Origin of the sequence: Pseudoalteromonas agarivorans, assembly GCF_024518735.1 — a bacterium.
In the GTDB taxonomy this organism is placed as follows: domain Bacteria; phylum Pseudomonadota; class Gammaproteobacteria; order Enterobacterales; family Alteromonadaceae; genus Pseudoalteromonas; species Pseudoalteromonas atlantica.
This window is the reverse complement of sequence record NZ_JANIGJ010000002.1, coordinates 256,231-279,992: the sequence shown is the minus strand read 5'-3', so window position 1 is coordinate 279,992 and position 23,762 is coordinate 256,231. Positions and strand designations below refer to the sequence as shown.

General features: G+C 40.8%; 19 protein-coding genes and 1 tRNA gene. 13 read left to right on the top strand and 7 right to left on the bottom strand.

Going from position 1 to position 23,762, the window contains the following annotated elements; all coding sequences use genetic code 11:
* Positions 1 to 15: 15 nt before the first annotated feature.
* A complete protein-coding gene (locus NQT65_RS05615; RefSeq protein ID WP_248462536.1) occupies positions 16 to 819 on the bottom strand; it encodes a hypothetical protein in 804 nt (267 codons plus the stop codon).
* 115 nt (positions 820 to 934) lie between these two features.
* Between NQT65_RS05615 and NQT65_RS05610 the strand changes: the two genes are divergently transcribed.
* On the top strand, positions 935 to 2,080 hold the full coding sequence (locus NQT65_RS05610; RefSeq protein ID WP_256850682.1) for a serine hydrolase domain-containing protein: 1,146 nt from the start codon (positions 935 to 937) through the stop codon (positions 2,078 to 2,080).
* Positions 2,081 to 2,216: 136 nt separating this feature from the next.
* Here the strand turns inward: NQT65_RS05610 and yhbY are convergent, their stop codons facing one another.
* Positions 2,217 to 2,513 (bottom strand): ribosome assembly RNA-binding protein YhbY, encoded by a 297-nt coding sequence (gene yhbY / locus NQT65_RS05605; RefSeq protein WP_004587346.1) that lies wholly within the window; start codon positions 2,511 to 2,513, stop codon positions 2,217 to 2,219.
* Positions 2,514 to 2,601: 88 nt separating this feature from the next.
* On the opposite strand from yhbY, the gene rlmE reads away from it, so the two are divergent.
* The 8 genes from rlmE (at position 2,602) to NQT65_RS05565 (ending at position 10,678) form a co-directional block, all read left to right on the top strand.
* A complete protein-coding gene (gene rlmE, locus NQT65_RS05600; RefSeq protein WP_004587345.1) occupies positions 2,602 to 3,231 on the top strand; it encodes a 23S rRNA (uridine(2552)-2'-O)-methyltransferase RlmE in 630 nt (209 codons plus the stop codon).
* 66 nt (positions 3,232 to 3,297) lie between these two features.
* Positions 3,298 to 5,241, top strand: a complete 1,944-nt coding sequence (ftsH, locus tag NQT65_RS05595) for an ATP-dependent zinc metalloprotease FtsH (RefSeq protein WP_004587344.1) — start codon at positions 3,298 to 3,300, stop codon at positions 5,239 to 5,241.
* A 70-nt stretch (positions 5,242 to 5,311) separates the two neighbouring features.
* Entirely contained in the window at positions 5,312 to 6,157 is an 846-nt protein-coding gene (gene folP / locus NQT65_RS05590; protein WP_256850681.1) for a dihydropteroate synthase, read from the top strand.
* The gene (gene glmM, locus NQT65_RS05585) at positions 6,157 to 7,497 is read left to right on the top strand and encodes a phosphoglucosamine mutase (protein WP_096042054.1); all 1,341 of its coding nucleotides are present in this window, start codon (positions 6,157 to 6,159) and stop codon (positions 7,495 to 7,497) included. The genes folP and glmM overlap by 1 nt, the downstream gene beginning before the upstream one ends.
* Positions 7,498 to 7,577: 80 nt before the next feature.
* Positions 7,578 to 8,327 carry a triose-phosphate isomerase gene (gene tpiA, locus NQT65_RS05580; RefSeq protein ID WP_256850680.1) on the top strand — a complete coding sequence of 250 codons (750 nt, stop codon included), beginning with the start codon at positions 7,578 to 7,580 and terminating at the stop codon, positions 8,325 to 8,327.
* A gap of 1 nt (position 8,328) precedes the next feature.
* On the top strand, positions 8,329 to 8,676 hold the full coding sequence (secG, locus tag NQT65_RS05575) for a preprotein translocase subunit SecG (protein ID WP_004587340.1): 348 nt from the start codon (positions 8,329 to 8,331) through the stop codon (positions 8,674 to 8,676).
* An 82-nt stretch (positions 8,677 to 8,758) separates the two neighbouring features.
* A tRNA-Leu gene (locus NQT65_RS05570) sits at positions 8,759 to 8,843 on the top strand.
* A 209-nt stretch (positions 8,844 to 9,052) separates the two neighbouring features.
* Entirely contained in the window at positions 9,053 to 10,678 is a 1,626-nt protein-coding gene (locus tag NQT65_RS05565; protein WP_024031841.1) for a methyl-accepting chemotaxis protein, read from the top strand.
* A 226-nt stretch (positions 10,679 to 10,904) separates the two neighbouring features.
* Here NQT65_RS05565 and NQT65_RS05560 read toward each other — a convergent pair whose 3' ends face one another.
* The 3 genes from NQT65_RS05560 to NQT65_RS05550 form a co-directional block, all read right to left on the bottom strand.
* Positions 10,905 to 11,312, bottom strand: a complete 408-nt coding sequence (locus NQT65_RS05560; protein ID WP_024031842.1) for a type 2 periplasmic-binding domain-containing protein — start codon at positions 11,310 to 11,312, stop codon at positions 10,905 to 10,907.
* A 12-nt stretch (positions 11,313 to 11,324) separates the two neighbouring features.
* On the bottom strand, positions 11,325 to 12,470 hold the full coding sequence (locus tag NQT65_RS05555; RefSeq protein ID WP_256850679.1) for a porin: 1,146 nt from the start codon (positions 12,468 to 12,470) through the stop codon (positions 11,325 to 11,327).
* A 294-nt stretch (positions 12,471 to 12,764) separates the two neighbouring features.
* A complete protein-coding gene (locus NQT65_RS05550) occupies positions 12,765 to 13,355 on the bottom strand; it encodes a LuxR C-terminal-related transcriptional regulator (RefSeq protein ID WP_096739941.1) in 591 nt (196 codons plus the stop codon).
* A 413-nt stretch (positions 13,356 to 13,768) separates the two neighbouring features.
* On the opposite strand from NQT65_RS05550, the gene NQT65_RS05545 reads away from it, so the two are divergent.
* Entirely contained in the window at positions 13,769 to 15,991 is a 2,223-nt protein-coding gene (locus tag NQT65_RS05545; protein WP_029773462.1) for a TonB-dependent receptor, read from the top strand.
* 286 nt (positions 15,992 to 16,277) lie between these two features.
* Here NQT65_RS05545 and NQT65_RS05540 read toward each other — a convergent pair whose 3' ends face one another.
* On the bottom strand, positions 16,278 to 17,039 hold the full coding sequence (locus NQT65_RS05540; protein ID WP_256850678.1) for an outer membrane protein assembly factor BamD: 762 nt from the start codon (positions 17,037 to 17,039) through the stop codon (positions 16,278 to 16,280).
* Between the two features lie 141 nt (positions 17,040 to 17,180).
* Here NQT65_RS05540 and rluD point away from each other — a divergent pair, with 141 nt between their 5' ends.
* The 3 genes from rluD (at position 17,181) to clpB (ending at position 21,563) form a co-directional block, all read left to right on the top strand.
* Positions 17,181 to 18,158, top strand: coding sequence for a 23S rRNA pseudouridine(1911/1915/1917) synthase RluD (gene rluD / locus NQT65_RS05535; RefSeq protein WP_004587336.1), 978 nt, complete (start codon positions 17,181 to 17,183; stop codon positions 18,156 to 18,158).
* Positions 18,158 to 18,889, top strand: coding sequence for a peptidoglycan editing factor PgeF (gene pgeF / locus NQT65_RS05530; protein ID WP_256850677.1), 732 nt, complete (start codon positions 18,158 to 18,160; stop codon positions 18,887 to 18,889). The genes rluD and pgeF overlap by 1 nt, the downstream gene beginning before the upstream one ends.
* 97 nt (positions 18,890 to 18,986) lie before the next feature.
* Positions 18,987 to 21,563: an ATP-dependent chaperone ClpB gene (gene clpB / locus NQT65_RS05525; RefSeq protein WP_256850676.1), complete on the top strand. Its 2,577-nt coding sequence runs from the start codon at positions 18,987 to 18,989 to the stop codon at positions 21,561 to 21,563.
* Between the two features lie 46 nt (positions 21,564 to 21,609).
* On the opposite strand, the gene NQT65_RS05520 is transcribed toward clpB, so the two are convergent.
* On the bottom strand, positions 21,610 to 23,157 hold the full coding sequence (locus NQT65_RS05520; RefSeq protein WP_256850675.1) for a methyl-accepting chemotaxis protein: 1,548 nt from the start codon (positions 23,155 to 23,157) through the stop codon (positions 21,610 to 21,612).
* Positions 23,158 to 23,762: the final 605 nt, after the last annotated feature.

The window sequence follows — 23,762 nt, the reverse complement described above, 5'->3', positions numbered from 1 at the left end:
ATGTAGTTTTTTACGTTATTGCACTTTTATTTTGTCAATTAAAATACTGCTTAAGTAATATTGCATCATAGGCGTTAAGGCACTCACCTCTGTACGCGTACATGGGCCTTGTAGTTTAGTTAAGCTGCTTAATTTAGTAATAGTTTTAAAGGGCGGTACAGTTACTTCCTTACCTGCGCGCGCTATACGGGCTTGCTCGGTATTTTGTTGATGTACAAATGTTGCCACTTCTAACTCATTAGTAATTTTTTGCTCTTGGGCAAAGCTAAACAATAAAGGCTCACGGTGGAAGCTTGCGCTGTCTATTGATGATTTTGCAAACCACACCACATCGCCAGAGGCGCGGTGCGTAATGCGCATGCTCACTTGCGCTAGTATGGTGGCGCATTGTTGAGTAGGGTATTGCTGCGCTACTTTGGCAAATAAAGGGTACGGGTTTTCAGGTTGAGTTAACGCATATTTTGTATCGTCAGTAAATGCTAAATCTAACTGATGAATAGCTAACGTGTAGTCACTGTTTTTACTATCAATCACTTCTAAGCCTTTATCGTTCAAGGCTTGGGTTATTTGCTTTAATAGCGTGTCTGTTACGCTTGCTTTATCGGTTGTAATACGCACTGTTTGGCCGCGTGTTACTTTGTGCGCCGGTAACTGTACAGACTTAACTTTTGGCGATGCGTGCTCTGTTTTATACTCAAGCTGGTAAGTTTCGCTCTTTAATGTTGGCTTTAACGGTAAAGCCAAAGGCTCGGCCGGCTGCTTGGTAATTGCACAACCTGCTGATAATAATATAAAAAGTGATACAACTATAAAACGCATAAATACTTAACATCCACTTAAAAAGCCAATAATCGCAACATTGTACGTTAGTCCTATCAAAACTTCATGATATTATGCACATAGATGTAGTTAAAAAAGAATAAATTTGTAACGAATGAAGTATCTCACTAATTTTATGTATGTTTGGGTCGCTATTTGTCTGTCTTTACCGCTTCAGGCAATAGCTAAAGCAGACTCAAGCTGGGATGGATTCGTAAAACAGTATGGACGCTACGCAGAAAAAAAACTCAGCAGTAAAGGTATTCCTGGCGCTGCGCTTTCGATAGTGAGTATTGGTAACGCCGATTATATCCACACCATGGGCCGCACCAAGGCAAGAAGTGGCACACAGGTTAACCGCCACACCCGCTTTAGGTTGGCTTCGGTGTCAAAAACATTTGCAGGGTCGTTAACTGCAAAGCTTGCAAGTGAAGGGTTAATAGATTTATTTAAACCGGTAAGTGAGTATATACCTGCCTTTAAAGGCACGGTTTATAAAGATAATTTAAAAGTATTTCACTTATTAAGCCACTCCAGCGGTTTGGTTCCTAATGCGTATGACAATTTAATCGAATCAAGAATGGATTACCCCGATATTGTCGAAAAGCTATTAACAGTAAAGCCCATTTGCGAACCAGGCCAATGCTATGGCTATCAAAATGTGATGTTTAGTTTAATTGATGATGTCATTTACAGCAGTACCAATAAAAAATATGACCAGTGGCTGCAAGAGGGGATTTTTACACCATTAAAAATGAGCGATACCAGCTTAGGCTACGATGCAATGGTGCAGGATAAAAATTATGCGCTGCCGCACGTTAGAGGCAAAAAGCGTTGGTACACAGCCAAGCTGAAAAAAAACTATTATAAAGTCGGCCCAGCTGCGGGCGTAAATGCAAGTGCCACCGATATGGCAAAATGGTTAAATGCGCAATTAGGGCAAAACCTAGATGTACTTTCTTTAGATGCACTTGCTATACAAACACGCCCTTATACACTTACAAAAAAAGAGCGTTATAGACGAGTATGGAAAAAGGAATTAGAACAAGCTTATTATGGATTAGGCTGGCGTGTTTATAACTATAACGATGAAACGCTTTATTATCATAGTGGCTGGGTGCAAGGCTATCGCAGTGACTTAGTGGTTATACCGCATTTAAATGTGGGTTTTAGCTTGATTGTTAACGCGGAAACAGGCGTGATAAATGAATTAACTACTGAATTTTTAGACCGTTTATTAAAATACAAACGCACTAAATAAAACAGGCCTAAAATTGCTTAAAAAGCGCCGTGCTTTAAATTTATTGTTTAAAGGTAAAAAGCATAAATAAGCGCATATAATAAAAAAACCAGCTTAAGGCTGGTTTTTTTTATAAAAAGCTCACTACACAATTAACTTATGCGCGTGGTAATTGAATCTTTTTTTCTGCACTTTGACGATACAATACAACAGTGTGACCTATTGTTTGTAGCTTAGTAGCGCCGGTTTCACGAACGATTGCATCAAAAATAAGTGCTTTTGTTTCACGATCGTCAGTAGGTACTTTTACTTTAATCAATTCGTGAATTTCTAATGCACTTTGAATTTCGACTACTACGCCCTCGGTTAAACCGTTAGAACCTAGTAAAACTACAGGCTTAAGGCTATGCGCCTGACCTTTTAAAAACTGCTTTTGTTTGTTTGATAATGTCATGTTTATACAAATTTTGCTGAATATGGCTTGAATTAAGGGTATTCTAACGCCATCTAAAGAATATTACTAATTAGTTGCGTGTTAATTTATGACAAATAAAAAACATTCAGCCAGTTCAAAGCGATGGCTGAAAGAACATTTTGATGATCAATATGTTCAGCAAGCGCAAAAAAAAGGCTGGCGTTCTCGAGCTGTTTTCAAATTAGATGAGATCCAAAATAAAGATAAACTGCTTCGCCCTGGTATGACCGTTGTTGATTTAGGTGCTGCACCTGGCAGCTGGTCACAATACTTAGCCGAGAAAGTATCTGATAAAGGTCAGGTTGTTGCGTGTGACATATTACCTATGGACTCACTTGCGGGGGTTGACTTTTTACAAGGCGATTTTCGTGAAGAAGCCGTACTTGATGCATTGTTAAAACGCATTGATGGTAAAAATGTTGATGTGGTACTCTCTGACATGGCACCAAATATGAGCGGTAATAACTCGGTAGATCAAGCTGGTAGCATGTATTTGGTAGAATTAGCACTTGATATGTGTCATCAAGTATTAAAGAAAAATGGTGCATTTGTTGTTAAAGTGTTTCAAGGTGAAGGCTTTGATCAATACTTGCAAGATGTTCGTAATAGTTTTAAAGCAGTGAAAATACGCAAACCTGATGCCTCACGTGCCCGTTCTCGGGAAGTATATATAGTAGCGACCGGCTACAAACTGTAGTACAGTTGCTTGGCGTTTAGTTGAATTTAAATTAATTGGATACAAGAGGTTAACCCCTTGAGCGATATGGCGAAAAATCTAATACTCTGGCTGGTTATTGCAGTTGTGCTAATGTCAGTATTTCAGAGCTTTAATGGCGGCGATCAAGTTGATCGTCAAACAAGTTACACTCAATTTGTAAAAGACGTGCGTAGCGGCTCTTTACAAGAAGTTATTATTGACCGTGGAACGGGTAATATTACAGGTACTAAAAGCAGTGGTGAGCGTTTTCAAACCACAATGCCAATGTACGATGAAGATTTAATCAATGATTTACTTAAAAACGATGTAAATGTGAAAGGCGTACAGCCTGAAGAACAATCGTTTTTAGCAAGTATTTTTATCTCTTGGTTCCCAATGTTGCTGCTTATAGGGGTATGGATATTCTTCATGCGTCAAATGCAAGGCGGTGGCGGTAAAGGCGCAATGTCGTTTGGTAAAAGCAAAGCGCGCCTGATGAGCGAAGACCAAGTTAAAACAACTTTTGCTGATGTAGCAGGTTGTGATGAAGCAAAAGACGACGTAACAGAGTTAGTAGACTTTTTACGTGACCCTTCTAAGTTCCAAAAACTTGGTGGTAGTATTCCTAAGGGCGTACTAATGGTGGGTCCTCCTGGTACGGGTAAAACATTACTTGCTAAAGCCGTAGCCGGTGAAGCAAAAGTACCGTTTTTCACCATTTCAGGTTCTGACTTTGTTGAAATGTTTGTTGGTGTGGGCGCATCGCGTGTACGTGACATGTTTGAGCAAGCTAAAAAGGCTGCACCCTGTATTATCTTTATAGATGAGATTGATGCTGTAGGTCGTAAGCGTGGCGCTGGCATGGGCGGTGGACACGACGAACGTGAACAAACACTAAACCAAATGCTAGTAGAAATGGATGGTTTTGAAGGTAATGAAGGTATTATCGTTATAGCGGCAACTAACCGCCCTGACGTACTAGACCCTGCATTACTACGTCCTGGTCGTTTTGACCGTCAAGTAGTGGTTGGCTTGCCTGATATTCGCGGCCGTGAGCAAATTCTTAAAGTACATATGCGTAAAGTGCCATTAGGCGATAACGTAGAAGCGGCAGTTATTGCACGTGGTACGCCTGGTTTCTCTGGTGCTGATTTAGCAAATCTTGTAAACGAAGCCGCACTTTATGCCGCACGTGGTAATAAACGTGTTGTAAGTATGGCTGAATTTGATGCTGCTAAAGATAAAATCATGATGGGTGCAGAGCGCAAGACCATGGTGATGAGTGAGCAAGAGAAAGAAATGACGGCTTACCATGAAGCGGGCCATGCTATTGTTGGCCGTATGGTGCCAGAGCACGACCCAGTTTATAAAGTGTCGATTATTCCACGTGGCCGTGCCCTTGGTGTAACTATGTACTTACCTGAACAGGACCGTGTTAGCCATTCTAAAGAGCTTTTAGAGTCAATGATTTCAAGCCTTTACGGTGGCCGAATTGCTGAAGCACTTATTTATGGCGAAGACAAAGTAACAACGGGTGCGAGTAACGACATTGAGCGTGCAACAGATATTGCACGTAAAATGGTAACGCAGTGGGGCTTGAGTGAAAAACTAGGTCCGTTACTTTACGCTGAAGATCAAAACGAGATGTACATGGGTGGCGGCGGTGGTCGCGCAATGAGCATGTCTGATGAAACAGCTAAAGTAATTGATGCCGAAGTACGCTTATTCTCAGACCGTAATTATCAAAGAGCAGAAGATATATTAAAAGAAAATATTGATATTCTTCATGCGATGAAAGATGCATTAATGAAATATGAAACAATTGATGCTAAACAAATTGATGATTTAATGGCGCGTCAGCCTGTGCGTGAACCACGTGATGCACACGACCGTTTAGACGATAAGCCAACTAAAACAGTCGCACCTCAAGAAAAGCCGGTTGATGAAAGCCAAAAACCGGATGATTCATCGAAAAAAGATGAAACAAACCTTGATGATAAAGCTGAATAATCGTTAAAATAATACTTTAAAAGCCCCGTACTTCGGGGCTTTTTTGTATCAAATAACTAAAAGGTTGGCGATGACTAACATAATAAACCTTCCCCGTGGGCGTAAACTTAATTTAGAAAAACCATGTGTGATGGGTATTTTAAATGTGACCCCTGATTCATTTTCTGATGGTGGAAAGTTTTTAGATACAGCGCACGCGGTGCAACAGGCAATGCAGTTGCTAGACGAGGGTGCAACTATCATTGATATTGGCGGGGAGTCTACACGTCCAGGCGCGCCAGATGTTGATTTAGACGATGAACTTAATCGTGTGATACCTGCAATAAAAGCAATTAGAGCTAAAAGTGACTGCGTTATATCGGTAGATACCAGTAAAGCGCAGGTCATGGAGCAGGCGATTTTAGCAGGTGCTGATATAGTTAACGACGTACGTGCATTACAAGAGCCCCACGCACTTAGCACACTCGCTAAGTATCCCAATGTAGCAATTTGTTTAATGCATATGCAAGGGCAGCCACGGACAATGCAAAGTGAACCCACTTATACTGACTTGCTAGCGCAAATTAACCTCTTTTTTGAGCAGCGTATAAGCGCATGCGAAACAGCGGGTATTAAGGTGGAGCAACTTATCCTCGACCCAGGTTTTGGCTTTGGCAAAACCCTAGAGCATAATTTTGAAATACTTGCTAAATTTAATGCATTTAATAAATTTGAACTACCGCTTTTAGCAGGTCTTTCACGCAAGTCGATGATAGGTAATTTGCTAAACAGAAAAACAGATGAGCGATTAGCGGGCAGCTTAGCCGGTGCGCTAATTGCCGCGCAAAATGGCGCAAAAATTATTCGTGTACACGATGTAAAAGAAACAGCAGATGTGCTTGGTGTACTCCAAGCTTGCGAAAAAGGAGCTTTATAATGAGCGAAAGAAAATATTTTGGTACCGATGGGGTGCGTGGTTTAGTGGGCACAGCTCCAATTAACCCTGAGTTTGCAATGAAATTAGGCTGGGCCGCAGGTCGAGTTTTGTCTCTAAGTGGAACAAAAAAAGTAATTATAGGTAAAGATACCCGTATTTCAGGTTACATGCTAGAAACCGCGCTTGAAGCTGGTTTAATTGCCGCAGGAATAGATGTCGTACTGCTTGGGCCAATGCCAACGCCCGCTGTTGCATATTTAGCGCAAACGTTTAGAGCCGAGGCAGGTATTGTAATTAGTGCATCACATAACCCATATTACGATAACGGGATTAAGTTTTTTAATGGCCAAGGCTTAAAATTGGATGACGACGTTGAGCTACAAATTGAAGCGATGCTTGATGAACCAATGACCTGTGTTGCCTCAGATAAACTTGGTAAAGCCTCGCGCTTAGTAAGTGCTGATGGGCGCTATATTGAATTTTGTAAAAGCCAATTTCCACAAGGCTTATCACTTGAAGGTTTAAAAGTTGTACTAGATTGTGCCAATGGCGCAACCTACCATATTGCTCCGTCGGTAATGCGTGAGCTAGGCGCTGAAGTGATTACTCATGCATGTGAGCCTAATGGGGTGAATATAAACCATGAATGTGGTGCTACACACGTTGATACGTTAAAGCGCAAAGTGCTAGAGCACAAAGCTGATGTGGGTATTGCTTACGATGGTGATGGTGATCGCGTAATGATGGTTGATCACAACGGTCGCGTATTTGACGGTGATGACTTAGTTTACATTATTGCCTGTCAAGCGGCTGAAGATCATATGCTAGGTGGTGGTGTTGTTGGCACGGTTATGTCGAACATGGGGCTTGAAAATGCATTAAAAGCAAAAGGAATTGAATTTGCGCGCAGTAAAGTTGGCGACCGTTATGTAATGGAAATGCTGCAGCAAAAAGGGTGGAGAATTGGCGGTGAAAGCTCAGGCCATGTATTAAACCTCGATTTAATCACCACGGGCGATGGTATCATTTCAAGCCTTCAGGTATTGGCTGCAATGGTGGCTCAAAATCGCACATTACAAGATTTAGGGGCTGGTTTTACAAAGTACCCAATGAAAATGATTAATGTACGTTACACACCTGGCACAGACCCTACACAAGCACCAGAAGTACAAGATGCAGTTGCGCAAGTAGAGCAAGCTTTAGGCGAAAAAGGCCGTGTTTTACTGCGTAAATCAGGCACTGAACCGGTAGTACGTGTTATGGTTGAAGCCGAACAAGAAAAAATAGTCTTAGACAGTGCGCAAAAAATTGCAGCAGTTGTCGAATCTATGAGCAAATAAACTGATTGAGAACAATAACCTCTTGTAACTTAGGGCGAGAAAAGTTAATATCTCGCCCGCTTTCTAATCTGGAGTGGAAAATGGCAATACGTAAGGCAATGGTCGCAGGCAACTGGAAAATGAATGGCTCTTTAGAGCTTGTCACTCAACTGTCTGATGCCATTAACAGTGTTAAATCAAATGAGATAGACATTGTTTTATTTCCTCCATTTCCATTAGTATCAGCACTGGTTGAAAGTGGTGTTACCACGGGTACCCAAACGCTATGTGAAAATACCCCAGGCGCCTTTACCGGTGAAGTGGATGCTCAGCTTATTAAAGATTTAGGTGCTAAGTATGTACTCGTAGGTCATTCAGAGCGACGCAGTATTTACAAAGAAAGCAATGCAACCGTAGCCGCAAAATTTGCCCGTGCACAGCAAGTAGGACTAACACCTATCTTGTGTATAGGTGAAAGCGAGAGCGAACAAGAAAACGGTCAAACCGAACATGTGGTTGCTGCACAAATTGATGCAGTAATTGAGAAATTAGGTGTAGCAGCACTGAAAGATTCTGTGATAGCATACGAGCCCGTTTGGGCCATAGGCACAGGTAAGACTGCATCGCCAGAACAGGCACAAGCTGTTCATAAATTTATCCGTGACAAAATTGCATCATTAGATAGCGATTTAGCACAAGGGCTTACCATCTTATATGGTGGTAGCGTTAACGAAAAAAATAGCGAATTATTATTTGCACAACCAGATATAGACGGCGGCCTTATTGGCGGAGCTAGTCTAAAAGCAGATTCGTTCACTGCAATCTGTAACAGTGCAAAAGGGACCGTATAAGATGTACGAAATTTTATTAGTAGTTTATTTAGTTGTTGCTTTGGCTTTAGTTGGTATGGTTTTAATCCAGCAAGGTAAAGGCGCAGACATGGGTTCTTCATTTGGCGCCGGTGCTTCGGGCACAGTTTTTGGCTCATCAGGTGCAGGTAACTTCATGACCAAAACAACAACAAGCTTAGCAACAGTGTTTTTTGTTTTAAGTATTGTGTTAGGTAACTTAACTGCCGGTCAAATTAAAAAGACCGATGAGTGGGAAAACCTTGAAGCAGCACCTGCAGTAGAAACTGTAGCGCCAGCAGAAGAAGACGTACCTGTTACTCAACAGCAGAGCTCTGACGTACCAAACTAATTTAGCGTAAAGCTAACGTTAAACGACTTATACTCCTCAAGTAAGTCAATAAGTTTAACACCTAAGCGAAAGCTTAAAAAATGCGGATGTGGTGGAATTGGTAGACACGCTACCTTGAGGGGGTAGTGCTTTCGGGCGTGGGGGTTCAAGTCCCCCCATCCGCACCAAATTATAAAACCAGTAGCAGCAATGTTACTGGTTTTTTTATGGGAAATTTTCAATTTGCTCACTTATTAATCGCTTGATCCTTTTTGCGTTTATTAGTTGTTTAAAACTCGCTGTATTTGTAAAAAAAACTAGAAATATTACAAATTTAGTTAACACTTATAGGTAATAAGCCGATAATAGATATAGACAACAAAATAAGGTATACACAATGGCTTCAGGCTTCTCTTTTCAAAACCTCAGCATAAGTAAAAAAATACATGCGATTACCAGTATTGCGGTTGTAGCATTTTTAGCAATCGTTTTGATTAATTACTTTGCAATGAATGACAATAGAATCGCACTTGATGAAATGGAAAAGTCTTCATATCAGGTTGTTAAGTTAACATCAGCAAATGTAAGTCTTTTAGAAAAGCTCGATGAGCTTTATACGCAAGCAGTTACATTTGGTGAGCAGGAGTTAGTAGAGAAAGCGGCTGACACATACAATGCACTAAGCAACAACATAAATGCGGTTGAGCAAATAAACGCTTCGTATATTCATAGTGACACGAAAGTTCAGTTAGCAAATTACGAAAAAATATCAGCCAGTATTGCCAATGGCATGGTAAATGGAACCGCTGACTTCAGTAAAATTCAGCAACAAGCACAAAGAAAAACAGCACTGTATAATGATGTGCTTGAAAAGTTTAAAACCGCTCAAGCAAAAGCGGACGATCGCTTTTTTGAGTTAGTTGCAAGTACTAAAGAGCGTTCTGATCACGCACTGACACTTATGTTGGTAGTATCTATTGTTTCGTTAATTTTACTGCTATTTATGGCTATTTGGATTGCTAAACGTATTGCTGCCTCTGCAAGTGATGCCGCTAATAACCTGAGTCTGCTCGCAAACGGTAAAGGGTCGCTGAGCACTAATCTGAGCGTAAATTCAGAGGATGAAATTGGTCAAGTATCAATTAACTTTAACTCCTTCATCGCTTTGCTGAAAAAAACAGTACTTGAAGTAATCGCGGTATGTGAGCCACTAATGGAGAATTCAACTCGCTTAGTGCAAGGAATGGAGCAGGCTGAACGCGCAACCACAAAGCAAACAACAGAGGCTGAGGTGGTTAAACAGTCTATGGAAGAGATGAAGCAAAGCGTGGGTGATATTTCTCAATCGGCGGCAAGTGCATCAAATGCAGCGCAAACAGCAGAAAAAGAGGTAGAACAAAGCAGAACTCAAGTTCAAATGTCAGTCACCGCCTCACGTACGTTAAGTGATGAAATAAATCAAGCCGCCTCAACTATCAATAAGTTAGCTGATGATACAAAAAATGTGTCTCAAATTCTTAATGTGATCACATCTATTGCTGAGCAAACTAATTTATTAGCTTTAAATGCTGCTATAGAAGCGGCCCGTGCAGGTGAGCACGGTAGAGGCTTTGCCGTGGTTGCGGATGAAGTAAGAGAGCTTGCATCACGTACAGCACATTCAACGAATGAAATTCGTGAGTTACTAAGCACCTTGACTGAGGCTGCAAATGAGTCTGTGACGGCGATGACATCAGCGCGAGATATGGCCACAGATAATGCAACAGCCGCAGAGAAAACTGGCGTTTCGATAGAAAAAATTGCAGAGCAAATGTTAGAAATAAATGGTATGAACTCACAAATCGCCGCTGCAACAGAAGAGCAAACATCGGTTGCTGCGATGGTGGTAGAAAATGTGACGAATATGCATGAATCGTTTGAAGACACCATGGACTCACTCGCGGCGGTAAGGGATGTAGCGAAAAACCTACACTACCTTTCAGATAACCTTTTAGATGCCACCGCGAAGTTTAAAATTGAGTAATATTAACCCGTAATAATACTTAATCATTTTAGAGGCTAAGCTAGGCGGTAGCTGCATTAAAAAATCGTTATTTAGAGCAACTAAATAACGTTTTTTTGCCTAGCTATCTACACACTTGTCCGCCACTCAATTGCTCATTTATTTAAGGGTATTAGTATAAAGCCGTAATATTTTGATATAAAAAAACCACCTAATCGGTGGTTTTTTTTATATCTAGCTACCGCGCTTAAAACGTAGCAACTACCTTAACTTTATCTGTTGCCTTACTGCTGTCTATGTAACCAATTGAGTCGCCATTACTAGCAACAAAATCAATAACAGCTTGGTCAGAATCAAATTTCTCTGGAGGTGTACCTTTACCGGTAAAAACAAGTTTTGACCAATAGGCATTTAACTGGCTACTTGATTTACCTACTACTTTAGAATTGAATTCATCAGCAACAGCGGTACCATTTTGAGTAGCTGGGTTCACTTTATTACCGTTAGCAAATGATTTTGCTTTTCCTAGGTAAATCTTTTTAATAGTATCGGCATCAAGTGCACTTGCATTGCCAGGGTTTACTATTACCGCAACTTCAGCATAGGCGCTAAACGCACATACCGACAGTACACTGGCTAGGATTAATTTTTTCATATTTCGCTCCAATTAGAATACTAAGTCAACGCCGACAGCTACTACATCAGTTTCAATGTTTGTTATGTCGTCATCTAAGCGACTAAAGTCGATTTTAAATGCAGCTGACGGGTGGAAGTCATAACGGGCGCCGATGGTGTAAACATTACTTTTTGCTTTAGAGCCTTCTAATGCTGAATTTATACTTGCATTTAATTGCGGCACAGCTGTAAGTGAATTATAACGGTTGTTATCGTGTTTATCGTCGTTGTTTTCATAGGTAACGTGAACAAGCCACTCATCCATACGATAGCCTAGAGAGGTATAGTATTGAGTTTGCTCAGCTAAAGCGCTGTTATCGACTTCAAACTGAGTATACTCTGCATCAAATAAAATATTGTTGTAGTCAATTGAAAAGCCAAGTGCGAAAAATGCTCCATCGTCTTCATCTACAGCAATGCTATCTGCTTGATCAGTGAAACCCGAGCTGCGAAGAGTTGCCTCTAGGCCATTAAGGGCGATACCAGCATCAGTATCATTTTCAATGTCAATGGTGGTCTCTGCCACAAAATAGGCAACACGTGCGCTAAACCAATCGTAACTAAGTGACCAGTTAAGACCAACGATATCATTAAGTTCAGTTTCACCATTGACCGACACTACTGCGATATTATCTTCAAAGCTACCATATATGACTTGAAGACTTGAGTCCCAATCACCGATTTGTGATGTATATAGTAAGCTCAACCCTTCGTAAGTAGAAAATGGTAAATTGTAAACAGATTGAGGAGGGCGAACCCAGCGGTAAGTGTAACCTACATCTAGAAAGTCAGAGTATTTGTAAAATGGCGCACGCATTTTACCAGCGCTGAGTTGTAACTCATCACTAAACTCATAAGTTAAATACGCCCATTCAAAATCGGCATCAAAGTCATTCTCGCCGCGAGCCACAATTTGCGCTGTTGCGCTGAGCTTTTCCTGAAGATCAGCAGATAGTTGTAATGCAAATACACTCTCATTTTTAAATGAGATATCGTCATCATATCCGTATAAAGTTTGATCACTGTCTAGACTTTTACCACCCACTATAGATGCAAAGCCATTTATACGAACTTCAGCACTCGTGTAACTAGATGCAAGTGCGGCACATATTGCTACTGCTACAGATAGCTTTTTCATATGTATTTCCTATTTGTTATTTAGATGTTGATTTCATGGGGATTATAGAAGTGATTTTAGTTTTTATCTAATAATTTTAGGAAGTTAGTTAAAAAAACTTTACCGACCGTGTTCTTCTTTTGGTTACAAATGTTAAATCATAGAAGCTATTATTTAAAGAAGTATGATTTCATTAGATATTTTTTTATTTCGGTACTAAATGATGATTAAAGAGTGGAATACTATTTTATTAATATAAGCTTATTGCGCATATAAAAGCCTAAAAGCATTTGTCGTTATGCTACATCTTTAAGCTTAATTATTTACTTTATTAAGATTGGCTTGACACCATAACAAGGCCTGCTGCTTGTTTTTAACAGAAATTTTTTGATAAATTTTATGCAAATGTACACGAACTGTTGCTTCGCTAATAAATAAGTTGTCAGCAATGGCGCTGGAGTGTAGCCCTGAGAATAACAAGTTTAACACTTTTATTTCTTTGCTAGTTAAGTTGCTAGATTGCACCGCTGACTGCTTCTCAGTGGCTAGCATTTGCTTCATCCAACAATCAGAAATATCGCGTGGAAACCAGAGCTTCCCTTTTTCAATTGCCTCAAGGCCTTTTTGAAAATATTTTTCATCGGTATTTTCGTAAAATAACCCTTTTAGATTAGGCCACTCTTTCAAAGAAAGTGCATTGCAATTTTTAGGGACATCAAAAATCACTAACCCTTGTTGCTTATTCTGCGCCATAAATTGCGTAATTAAATCATGGGTAGTAATTATGTTAAGTGCTTGGTAGTTAACCAGTAAAATATTGTATTTCGCAGCTACGCAAAATAGCGAGGTGTAATCAGGGTTATTAAAACATTTAAGACTTTTATTACTAGTATTGTCTGATTCCATAACGATTCAATCCATAAGGTTGATAATTATACTATATTGTTATTTATTGCCGATTTCAATGAAGTTTAAAGCCGTTATTTGAAGTAACTATTACTATAAAGAAAATTAGTTCACCTATATGTATTACACTGTTTTGCTATGTATTTGAATAGGTTGCTTAAAAGTGAGGCCTTATGGCATGCCTTAACTATTTATAATGTAAGTAATATTATCCAACAATAATCAAAAATTATAATTAATTTGTACCTGTATGTTTATTAAATGAAAATTTTTATACATTTCTTCACAAATATGTAATATAATACCCCTCCAGAGGAAAGATGCTATTAGGCGTCTTTTTTTATGCCCAAAACTTATTGCCCAAGCCAATAAGTTCGCATAACTAAATTATACGGTATCCTTTGGAGAATATTTTGAAACTACGCAAACTCTCACAGTTAAGCCTCGCAATTGTCGCTGCACTAACTACCTCAGTAAATGCTGAAGAAGCTAAAACAACAGCAAAACAAGACGCGTTTGAAAAAATCGAAGTTACAGCTCGTAAACGTACAGAGAGCTTGTTTGAATCTCCAACCGCTATCACATCAATTGGTGCTAACCTAATTGATAAAGCCAATATGAGTAACCTAGAAGATATTGGTAAATACGTTCCAAACTTAAATATCACTCGCTACGGTGTAGGTAATGCGGCGCATGCCTCAGTGTTTATTCGTGGTATTGGTCTACAAGATCACATAATTACAACCGATCCGGGTGTAGGTGTTTATTTAGATGGTGTTTACTTAGGCCGTCAAATGGGGTCAAACTTATCGTTACCAAATGTAGAGCGTGTTGAAGTTCTACGTGGACCACAAGGTACATTATATGGTCGTAATACCTTAGGTGGCGCAGTAAATGTAATTACTAAGCAACCAGGTGATGAAGGTATTGTTTCAACTACAGCTAAAATTGGTAGCCGCGGACGTATTGCTGGCGATGTATACTTTAATAACTCGCTAACAGATGAAGTGAGTATGTCTGCAAGTGCATCATACAAAACGCGCGATGGTGTGGGTGAAGCTGTCAATTTAGCTAATCCAGAAAAAGAAATTGGTGAAGAAGAAGAATTTAGCGGTCGCGTAGCCCTTAAATGGCAGGCCAATAGCGATTTAGCGTTTACTTTTTCACTTGACGGTGTTGATAACGAGTCGGGTCAATCGCCTTACACTATTGAGCTAACTGAGCCGCTTGATGCAAATGATGTATTTAATGGTGACTTTCCTTTATTAACACAGGATATGATCCCATCTGACCCAGATGATTTAGGCACTACCGTTGCTGGTATTGAATCTACGTCTTACTCAGGGTGGGGTACGTCATTTACTGCTGATTGGGCAATTGATGATACGTACACGGCTAAATTTATTTCAAGTTACCGTACTTCTGAATACGAAGGTGGACTTGATGATGATGCCTCACCACTTAATTTATCTGAGTTCCCAGAAGAGGGTGGTGCAGACCAATACTCGTTTGAAATTCAACTAAATGCGACTTACGACAATATGGACTTTGTATCAGGCCTTTACTTCTTTAACGAAGATGGCTTTACACGTTCAGGTCCATTTGTATTTAGCCCATTCAATACACCTAATGGTTTATTAAACGATGGTGTTACACCTTCATTTGGTGGCTATGGCGATTTTGAAATTAACCAAGAAACAAACTCATACGCTGTATATTTTAATACAAGTTACGATTTAACAGATGATTTAAGTATTGGTGGTGGCCTTCGTTACTCAAAAGATGAGAAAGATGCCGATGCGATTTTCCCAACATTTGCTGAACGTAAATACGTAAGTGCAGAGTTTGACGCTGTAACATGGGATGTAAACGCATCATATCAAATCAGCAATAACATGAATGTTTATGGTCAAATTCAAAAAGGTTACCAAACAGGCGGTTTCCCTCCACGTCCATTTGGTGGCCCCGATCAGTTTGTATCGTTTGATGAAACTAAAGCAATTAACTACGAAATGGGCTTAAAAGGCCAAGTACATGAAAATGTATCTATGATGTTGGCTGTATTTGTAACTGATTACACCGACCTTGCTTTACCATTTTCTGACCCTACTGCAGGCGGTGGTTTTGTAACGATTGTTGAAAATGCAGGTGAATCTAAAGCGCAAGGTATTGAGCTTGAAACTACCGTTGCCATTACAGACGATTTCACAATTCGCAGCTCTGTAGGTTACTTAGATTCTGAAATTACAGAAGTAGATGCAGGCGTACAAGGTATTGGTAAAGGTGATTCACCAGCATTAACACCACGTTGGACTGTAATGATTGCCCCTTCTTACTTTATGGATTTAGACAGTGGTGCAACCGTCGCATTTAACGCTAACTACTCTTTCAGAAGCGAAATGCAAGGCCAGTCGGTTTACAATGAAAGCGAGACTATTGATTCGCGTGAATTAGTTGGTTTTAATATTTCTTACACTAACCCTTATGGCGATATGGAAGTAACCTTATACGGTGAAAACGTATTAAATGAGGTTTACGATGTAGGTCGTTTACAGCAGTCAGGTTTTGTTGGTGTAATGCGCAGTAATGACCGTAGCGAGTTTGGTTTAAAATTCAAAAAAGACTTTGAGCTTTAATCACCCGCAATGAGTTAATTAAAAGGTAAGCTTAGGCTTACCTTTTTTGTTTTTACGCCAGTAAAAAGAAAAACTTAGATCAACAGTGAATCCCTTTAGAACAAGCGCTATACAAGCGTGTAGTGCAATTGCTATTGATATATTTAGTGTGGTGCGAAGGCTAATCGCTAAGTATTAAAAAGCGCCACAGGCATCAACTAGCCTTATTTTTAGGCAATAAAAAAGCCCTCAGAGAGGGCTTTTAAACAATCAACATAGGTTTAAATAAAAACCTCTGCCATTCTTATTAGTTAGATTCATTGTATTCACGCGTTAGTCTTGCGTGCTCACTTAAATCTGTCAGGCCAAGCTTTTCGTAGCTTTTTTCCATCATCTCAAGTGCAGGCTCTAAATAGCTGCTTTGCGAGTAATGCTCAACAACGTACTTACCACGATTAGCGGCCGCTAGGTAAGCTTCACGTTCGTAGTAGTAATTAGCCACTTTTAGCTCGTAACGCGCCATGCGGTTTAAAAGCCACGCTAAACGACGTTTAGCCTCTGGTGCGTAATCACTCTTTGGAAAGCGTTTTACAAGCGTCGATAAATCGGTAAATGCAACACGTGTTCGGTTTGCATCGCGGTCAGCTCTGTCTATGCCAAAATACTCTTGGAAGGCATTTTTATCTGCTTTAATGTTAACCAAGCCACGCATGTAGTACATGTAATCTAAATCTTTGTGGTTTGGGTTTAAACGAATAAAGCGGTCAATGGTCGCTAATGCTTGCTCTGTATTACCTGATTGGTAATGGGCATACACTAAATCCATTTGTACTTGCTTTGAGAAAGGGCCAAATGGGTAGCGTGAATCAATAGCGGTTAACAGCTCAATTGCACGGGCGTATAAACCTGAGTCGAGCGTTTGTTTTGCATCTTCATACAAAGCGTGTGCAGATTTGTTAGGAACGCGTTGGATATCTTCTTGGTCAGGCGCAGAAGAACAGGCCCCTAAAGTAAGTACAGAAGCTGAAAAAACAATGGCGAATGCACGTTTCCCTATTTTATTTATCATTTTATTTGTTACCTTCGATGTCTTCGGCTAGGCCACGGCGGTAAAACCGAGTAAACTATGCGTATTATATTATGCTTTTATTAAAAGCGATTCTAACCCAGTCAGGCACAGCTTGCACTGGTAAATTGGGTAAAGTTACTAATGTCAGAACAAATTTCACTTCAAGCCGAGGTTCCTACCGAGTTAGGTGGTAAACGTCTAGACCAAGTATTAGCGCAATTGTTCCCTGATTATTCACGTTCACGTATAAAAACATGGATATTGGATGATAAAATCACCGTTGACGGTGAAATCTATAACACACCACGAGAAAAACTTCTCGGTGGTGAAGTTGTAAATGTTGAAACCAGCATTGAAGCACCACGCGAATACGAAGCACAAGATATCAAATTAAACATTGTTTATGAAGATGATGATATTTTGGTTATCAACAAACCTATGGGCCTAGTCGTTCACCCAGGTGCAGGTAACCCAGATGGCACAGTGCTAAATGCATTGCTGCATCATTTTCCGGATATTATTAACGTACCGCGTGCTGGTATTGTGCACCGTCTAGATAAAGACACCACAGGCTTAATGGTGGTGGCTAAAACTATTCAGGCGCAAACACATTTAGTTAAAGCACTGCAAAAACGCGAAAACTTTACGCGTGAATACGAAGCTTTATGTAATGGTACTATGACCGCAGGTGGCATGGTTGAAAAGCCGATTGGCCGTCATCCAACGCAGCGTACACACATGGCAGTTCACGAAATGGGTAAGCCTGCTATTACACATTACCGTGTTGCTGAAAAATTCCGTGCTCATACACGTTTACGCCTTCGCCTAGAAACCGGACGTACACACCAAATTCGTGTTCATATGGCGTATATAAACCACCCGTTAATTGGTGATAGAGCCTACGGCGGGCGTCCTCGTCCACCTAAAGGTGCTACGCCAGAGCTGTTTGAAATGTTACGTACATTTAATCGCCAAGCCTTACACGCAGTAAAATTGAGTATTGCGCACCCTATTACGGGCGAAATGATGACTTGGCAAGCGCCTATTCCAGATGACATGGTGGCAATGACTCAGGTGCTTAGAGAAGATACCAAAGCTAACCCTAACATAGAGTATTAATGGCTTTTTTGTCAGCCCCTTGGCCTAATTTAACCTCGGTAGGCACGCTCAGTACCACCCGAGAAGGCGGCGTGTCAAAGCCGCCTTTTAATAGCTTAAATTTAGGCCTACATGTTGATGATGATCCAGAGCACGTGCTAAAAAACCGTGCTTTGGTTGAGCAATCCCTGCCAAACCCGCCACTGTGGCTTAATCAAGTGCATAGTGGCGATGTGCTCTGTGTTGATGCAGATTTTAATTTTCAAACATTACACAGTGCTGATGCGTTGTATACCCAAGTTAAAAATCAGCCTCTTGCTATTATGAGTGCAGATTGCCTGCCTATTCTGTTTGCAAGTCATGATGGCCATGAAGTTGCAGCAGTGCATGGTGGTTGGCGCGGCCTTGAAAAAGGGATCATAAAAAATACGCTTGCCTGTTTTAGCACGCCTAGTAAGCAAGTATATGCGTGGCTTGGGCCTGCTATTGGTGCTGAGCAATTTGAAGTTGGCGCTGAGGTTGCTACGCGATTTATCGCAAAATCCCCGTTGTTTAAACAGGCGTTTAAATTACAAAGCAATAATAAATACTTGTGCGATATTTACCTAATCGCTCGCATTGAGCTTGAGCAATTAGGCGTTATTAATATTAGCGGAGGCGATTATTGTACTGTTTCTCAGCCATCACTGTTTTTTTCTTATCGGCGAGAAGGTAAAACAGGACGTATGGCAAGTTTGATCTGGCGCAAATAAAACACTATTTCCCCACAATATTCTTCTTAACACCTTGAACAATTCTATTAACATACCCATTTATTAAGCAATTAGTTTATTAAATAGGTAAACCCTCATGCGTTTAGATAGATTCACAAGTAAATTTCAATCTGCGCTTTCAGATGCTCAGTCGCTAGCATTAGGGCGCGATCATCAATTTATTGAACCCGTACATTTAATGTATGCGCTTTTACAGCAAAATGGCTCTAGCGTGCGCGCCTTGCTTGCACAAGCAGGCGTGAGTGCAGATGAGCTCAACACCAAGCTTTCTCAAGAAATAGAAAAGCTGTTTAAAGTCGAAGGAGTAGGGGGCGACGTACAGCTTTCTAATAATATGGCTTCGCTTATTAACTTATGTGATAAGTACGCGCAAAAGCGTAAAGATAAGTATATTTCGAGCGAATTATTTGTATTAGCTGCCTGTGACGACAAAGGCCCTTTAGGTGATATTTTTAGAGCGCTTAATATCACTGCAACTAAAATAGAAAGTGCTATAAAAGCAATTCGCGGTGGCCAAAAGGTCGATGACCCTAACGCCGAAGAAACCCGACAAGCACTTGAAAAATACACCATTGATTTAACCGAGCGCGCAGAGCAAGGTAAGCTCGACCCCGTTATTGGGCGAGATGACGAAATTCGGCGCACGATCCAAGTTTTGCAGCGCCGTACTAAAAATAACCCCGTGCTTATTGGTGAGCCAGGGGTAGGTAAAACGGCCATTGCAGAGGGGTTAGCGCAGCGCATTATAAATGGCGAAGTGCCAGAGGGCCTAAAAAGTAAGCGTGTTTTATCGCTAGATTTAGGCGCGCTGGTGGCGGGTGCTAAATACCGCGGTGAATTTGAAGAGCGTTTAAAATCGGTGCTCAACGAGTTGGCTAAAGAAGAAGGCCAAGTGATTTTATTTATTGATGAAATTCACACTATGGTGGGCGCAGGTAAAACCGACGGCGCTATGGATGCTGGCAATATGTTAAAGCCAGCGCTTGCTAGAGGGGAGCTACACTGTGTGGGCGCCACTACGCTTGATGAGTACCGCCAATACATAGAAAAAGATGCCGCACTTGAGCGTCGTTTTCAAAAAGTATTGGTTGAAGAGCCCTCAGTTGAAGACACCATTGCCATTTTACGTGGCTTAAAAGAGCGCTACGAGTTACATCACTCTGTGGATATTACTGACCCGGCAATTGTCGCCGCTGCGCATTTATCGCACCGTTATATTAGTGACCGACAATTACCAGATAAAGCTATTGATTTAATTGACGAGGCTGGCTCGTCAATTCGTTTGCAAATAGATTCAAAGCCTGAGTCTTTAGATAAGCTTGAGCGCCGTATTATTCAATTAAAACTTGAAGATAACGCTTTAGCTAAAGAAAAAGACGATGCAAGCCAAAAGCGGCGCAGCGAAATGCAGCAGCTCATCACCGACTTAGAAGCGCAATACCGAGAGCTTGATGAAGTATGGAATGCAGAAAAAGCCTCGTTACAAGGCACGCAAGTAATTAAAGCTGAGCTTGAACAAGCGCGCCTTGATTTAGAGGTTGCCCGCCGGGCAAGCGATTTACAGCGTATGTCGGAGCTGCAATACGGAAGAATTCCAGAGCTTGAGCGAAAACTTGATTTAGCCTCGCAAGCTGAAATGCAAGAAATGAGCTTACTAAAAAACCAAGTTGGCGAGGACGAAATTGCAGAAATACTTTCTCGTTGGACCGGGATTCCAGTATCGCGAATGCTGCAAGGTGAGCGAGAAAAACTGTTAAAAATGGAAGAGCAACTTCACAGTAAAGTGATAGGGCAGGACGAAGCAGTTGTTGCGGTCGCGAATGCGATACGACGCTCTCGTGCGGGGCTTGCCGATCCTAATCGACCAATAGGGTCATTTTTATTTTTAGGACCAACTGGGGTGGGTAAAACAGAGCTTACTAAAGCGCTTGCAGGTTTTATGTTTGATACAGAAGATGCCATGGTGCGTATCGACATGTCAGAGTTTATGGAAAAACACGCTGTAGCACGTTTAGTGGGCGCGCCTCCCGGTTATGTTGGTTACGAAGAAGGCGGCTATTTAACCGAAGCCGTTCGCCGTAAGCCTTACTCTGTAATTTTGCTTGATGAAATAGAAAAAGCGCACCCCGATGTATTTAATATTTTATTGCAGGTACTCGATGATGGCCGCCTTACTGATGGGCAAGGGCGTACGGTTGATTTTAAAAATACGGTTATTATTATGACCTCAAATTTAGGCTCAGATATTATTCAAGAGCAAGCGGGCACGAACGACTACGCAACGCTTAAGAGCAAAGTTATGAATGTGCTCGTTAACGAATTTAGGCCAGAATTTATAAACCGTATTGATGAAACCGTCGTATTTCATCCACTTGCCAATGAGCATATTAAAGAAATTGCCGATATTCAGCTTGTTAAATTGCGTGAGCGTTTAACAGAAATGGGCTACTTATTAGAGATCAGTGATGCGGCGCTTGATAAAATTGCCTCTAGCGGGTTCGACCCTGTTTACGGTGCTCGGCCATTAAAACGAGCTATTCAGCAAACAATTGAAAACCCACTGGCTCAGCAGCTATTAGGGGGAGAGTATAACCCTGGCGATATTGTCGTGATAGATGCAAACGAGCAGGGCCTGATTTTTTCAAAACGCTAATATAGACGCACAATAAGCCGCCAAGCAGGCGGCTTATTGCCTTGCTTTATACTTTAAATGTATAAAGTAGGTTGTTTACTTTTTGAGAGCCGGCAACTAATTCTGCGGCATCTTTAGCAACGTCAAAACTTAAAGCTAAGTTTTCGTTACTCACCTCTTTTATATTATCTACATTATTAGCAATATCATGGCTCACCATCTGCTGCTCCTCTGCAGCCGTCGATATACTGTTTGTAAGTAATGCTATTTCACTAATTTGATTGAATATACTATCGAGCTCTTGGTGTGTTTGCTCGGTTGTTTGTACGCAGCCCTCAGCTTGTAGTTTTGTACTTTGCATTACCTTTGACCAATTAACCAATGTATCTTGTATATCTTTAATCGAGCTGTGAATTTGCCCCGTAGCACTTTGCGTACGAGATGAAAGGGCACGTACTTCATCAGCAACTACGGCAAAACCACGGCCATGCTCGGCTGCTCTTGCGGCTTCTATTGCTGCATTAAGCGCTAGTAAATTGGTTTGCTCAGCAATACCTTCTATCTCATTCATTACTTGGCCTATTTTATCTGCTTCCTGCGCGAGGTTATTAGCCGTATTGGCAGCATGATCTACGTGGGTTGCCAGCTCAGATACCATTTTTTTGTTATCAGCAATATGTTGTTTTATATCCGCGCAGCTGTGCTGAGTAGAATTAACTTTGTCGGCGGTAGTTGTTGTACTATTAGAAATCTCACCAATAGTGGCGGTCATTTGCGCCATAGCAGTGGCGATTTGTGTAAGCTGTGTGCTTTGCGCCTCAATGCCTTTTTCGGTGAGCGCCGATTTATCATCTAGGTTTTCAGCAATATTATTAAAGGCATAGGTGGCATCTTTTACGCGCCCTAATACAGTTCTGAGCTTAGCAAGTAACATTTGCTCTTTATAGTCACTCACACTTAGCGGTGAGTTATCACAAAAAACATAGCGCGAGATAGAGTCAGAATGCTGTTTATAGGTGTTTAATTTAGCAGGGGTTGCCACTAGCTCTTGATAATTTAAGGCCAAAATAAACACGCAAATTAATACGTTGATAACCGCTGCCATGGTTGAAAAGGCAAACCCACTTATTATTAGCCAGCTAAATACAATGGCTAACGTAAGCATTTGGCGCAAGTGTGTGCGTTCTTTAAAATTAAAAGCGGCTTTACCGCTATTTAATTTTTCGTATAGTTTATGGGCTGTTAAAACATGTTTTTTATCTGGTTTTGTACGTACAGATTGATAGCCAACTAACTGATCACCTTCAAAGATAGGGGTTACAAATGCATCAACCCAGTAATAGCGCCCATCTTTACATCTATTTTTTACTATTGCGCGCCATGAGTGGCCGCTTTTTAGCGTACTCCACATTTCTTTAAATGCTGCTTTGGGCATATCTGGGTGGCGCACAATATTATGATTTTTACCAACGAGTTCTTGGGCACTAAAGCCTGCTACATCGCAAAATGCCTTATTTGCATACGTAATGACTCCTCGTAAATCGGTTGTGGATACCAATTGCTGAGCATCACTAAAGTGAACCTCTTCATTTATTAAGCTTTGATTATGACGCATGTTAGTTTTAACCATCCTTTTTAATTAACTTGTCATTGTATTGGGTAAACAAAAGGAGGTGAAGTAAAGGCGCTGCGCTAAATAAAATTGTCATCAAAATTGCGACTTTTTATGATCTATATCAAATACTGCGTTTAAAATGTTAAAGCTTATGAAGTGTAATCTATTAATTCAGGGTCTTTATGTTTGGGGCGTGTTGATTTTTGGTGGTTGAATTTACAGCAGTGTGTTTGGTTTTTAGGCAAGGGGTATGAGCAGGACGCGAAAGCTTTGTTCGGTTTTTACTTATTCTTACATGGATGTAAGTTATTAGAATAATGCAGAGTAGTTATCGAGCCCATTAGGTTACAAATATCGCGCTGCGATTGAATCGCCCTTAGTTTGGACAAATTTCAATTCACAAAGGCCAACACGCCCTAGTAAAGCGATTGTATATTAGCGTGAGCAGTGGCAAGATTAGCTTGCTGGTTGATGCTTATTGTATCAAGCGCATGCTCAACAGGGTAAATAGCTAAAAATTTTGAAAAATTATATTGTTCTTAACAATTTAATCTTGAGTATGGGCAATTAGCCCCCATAACCCTAAGATTAAGCCACGTGGCCGA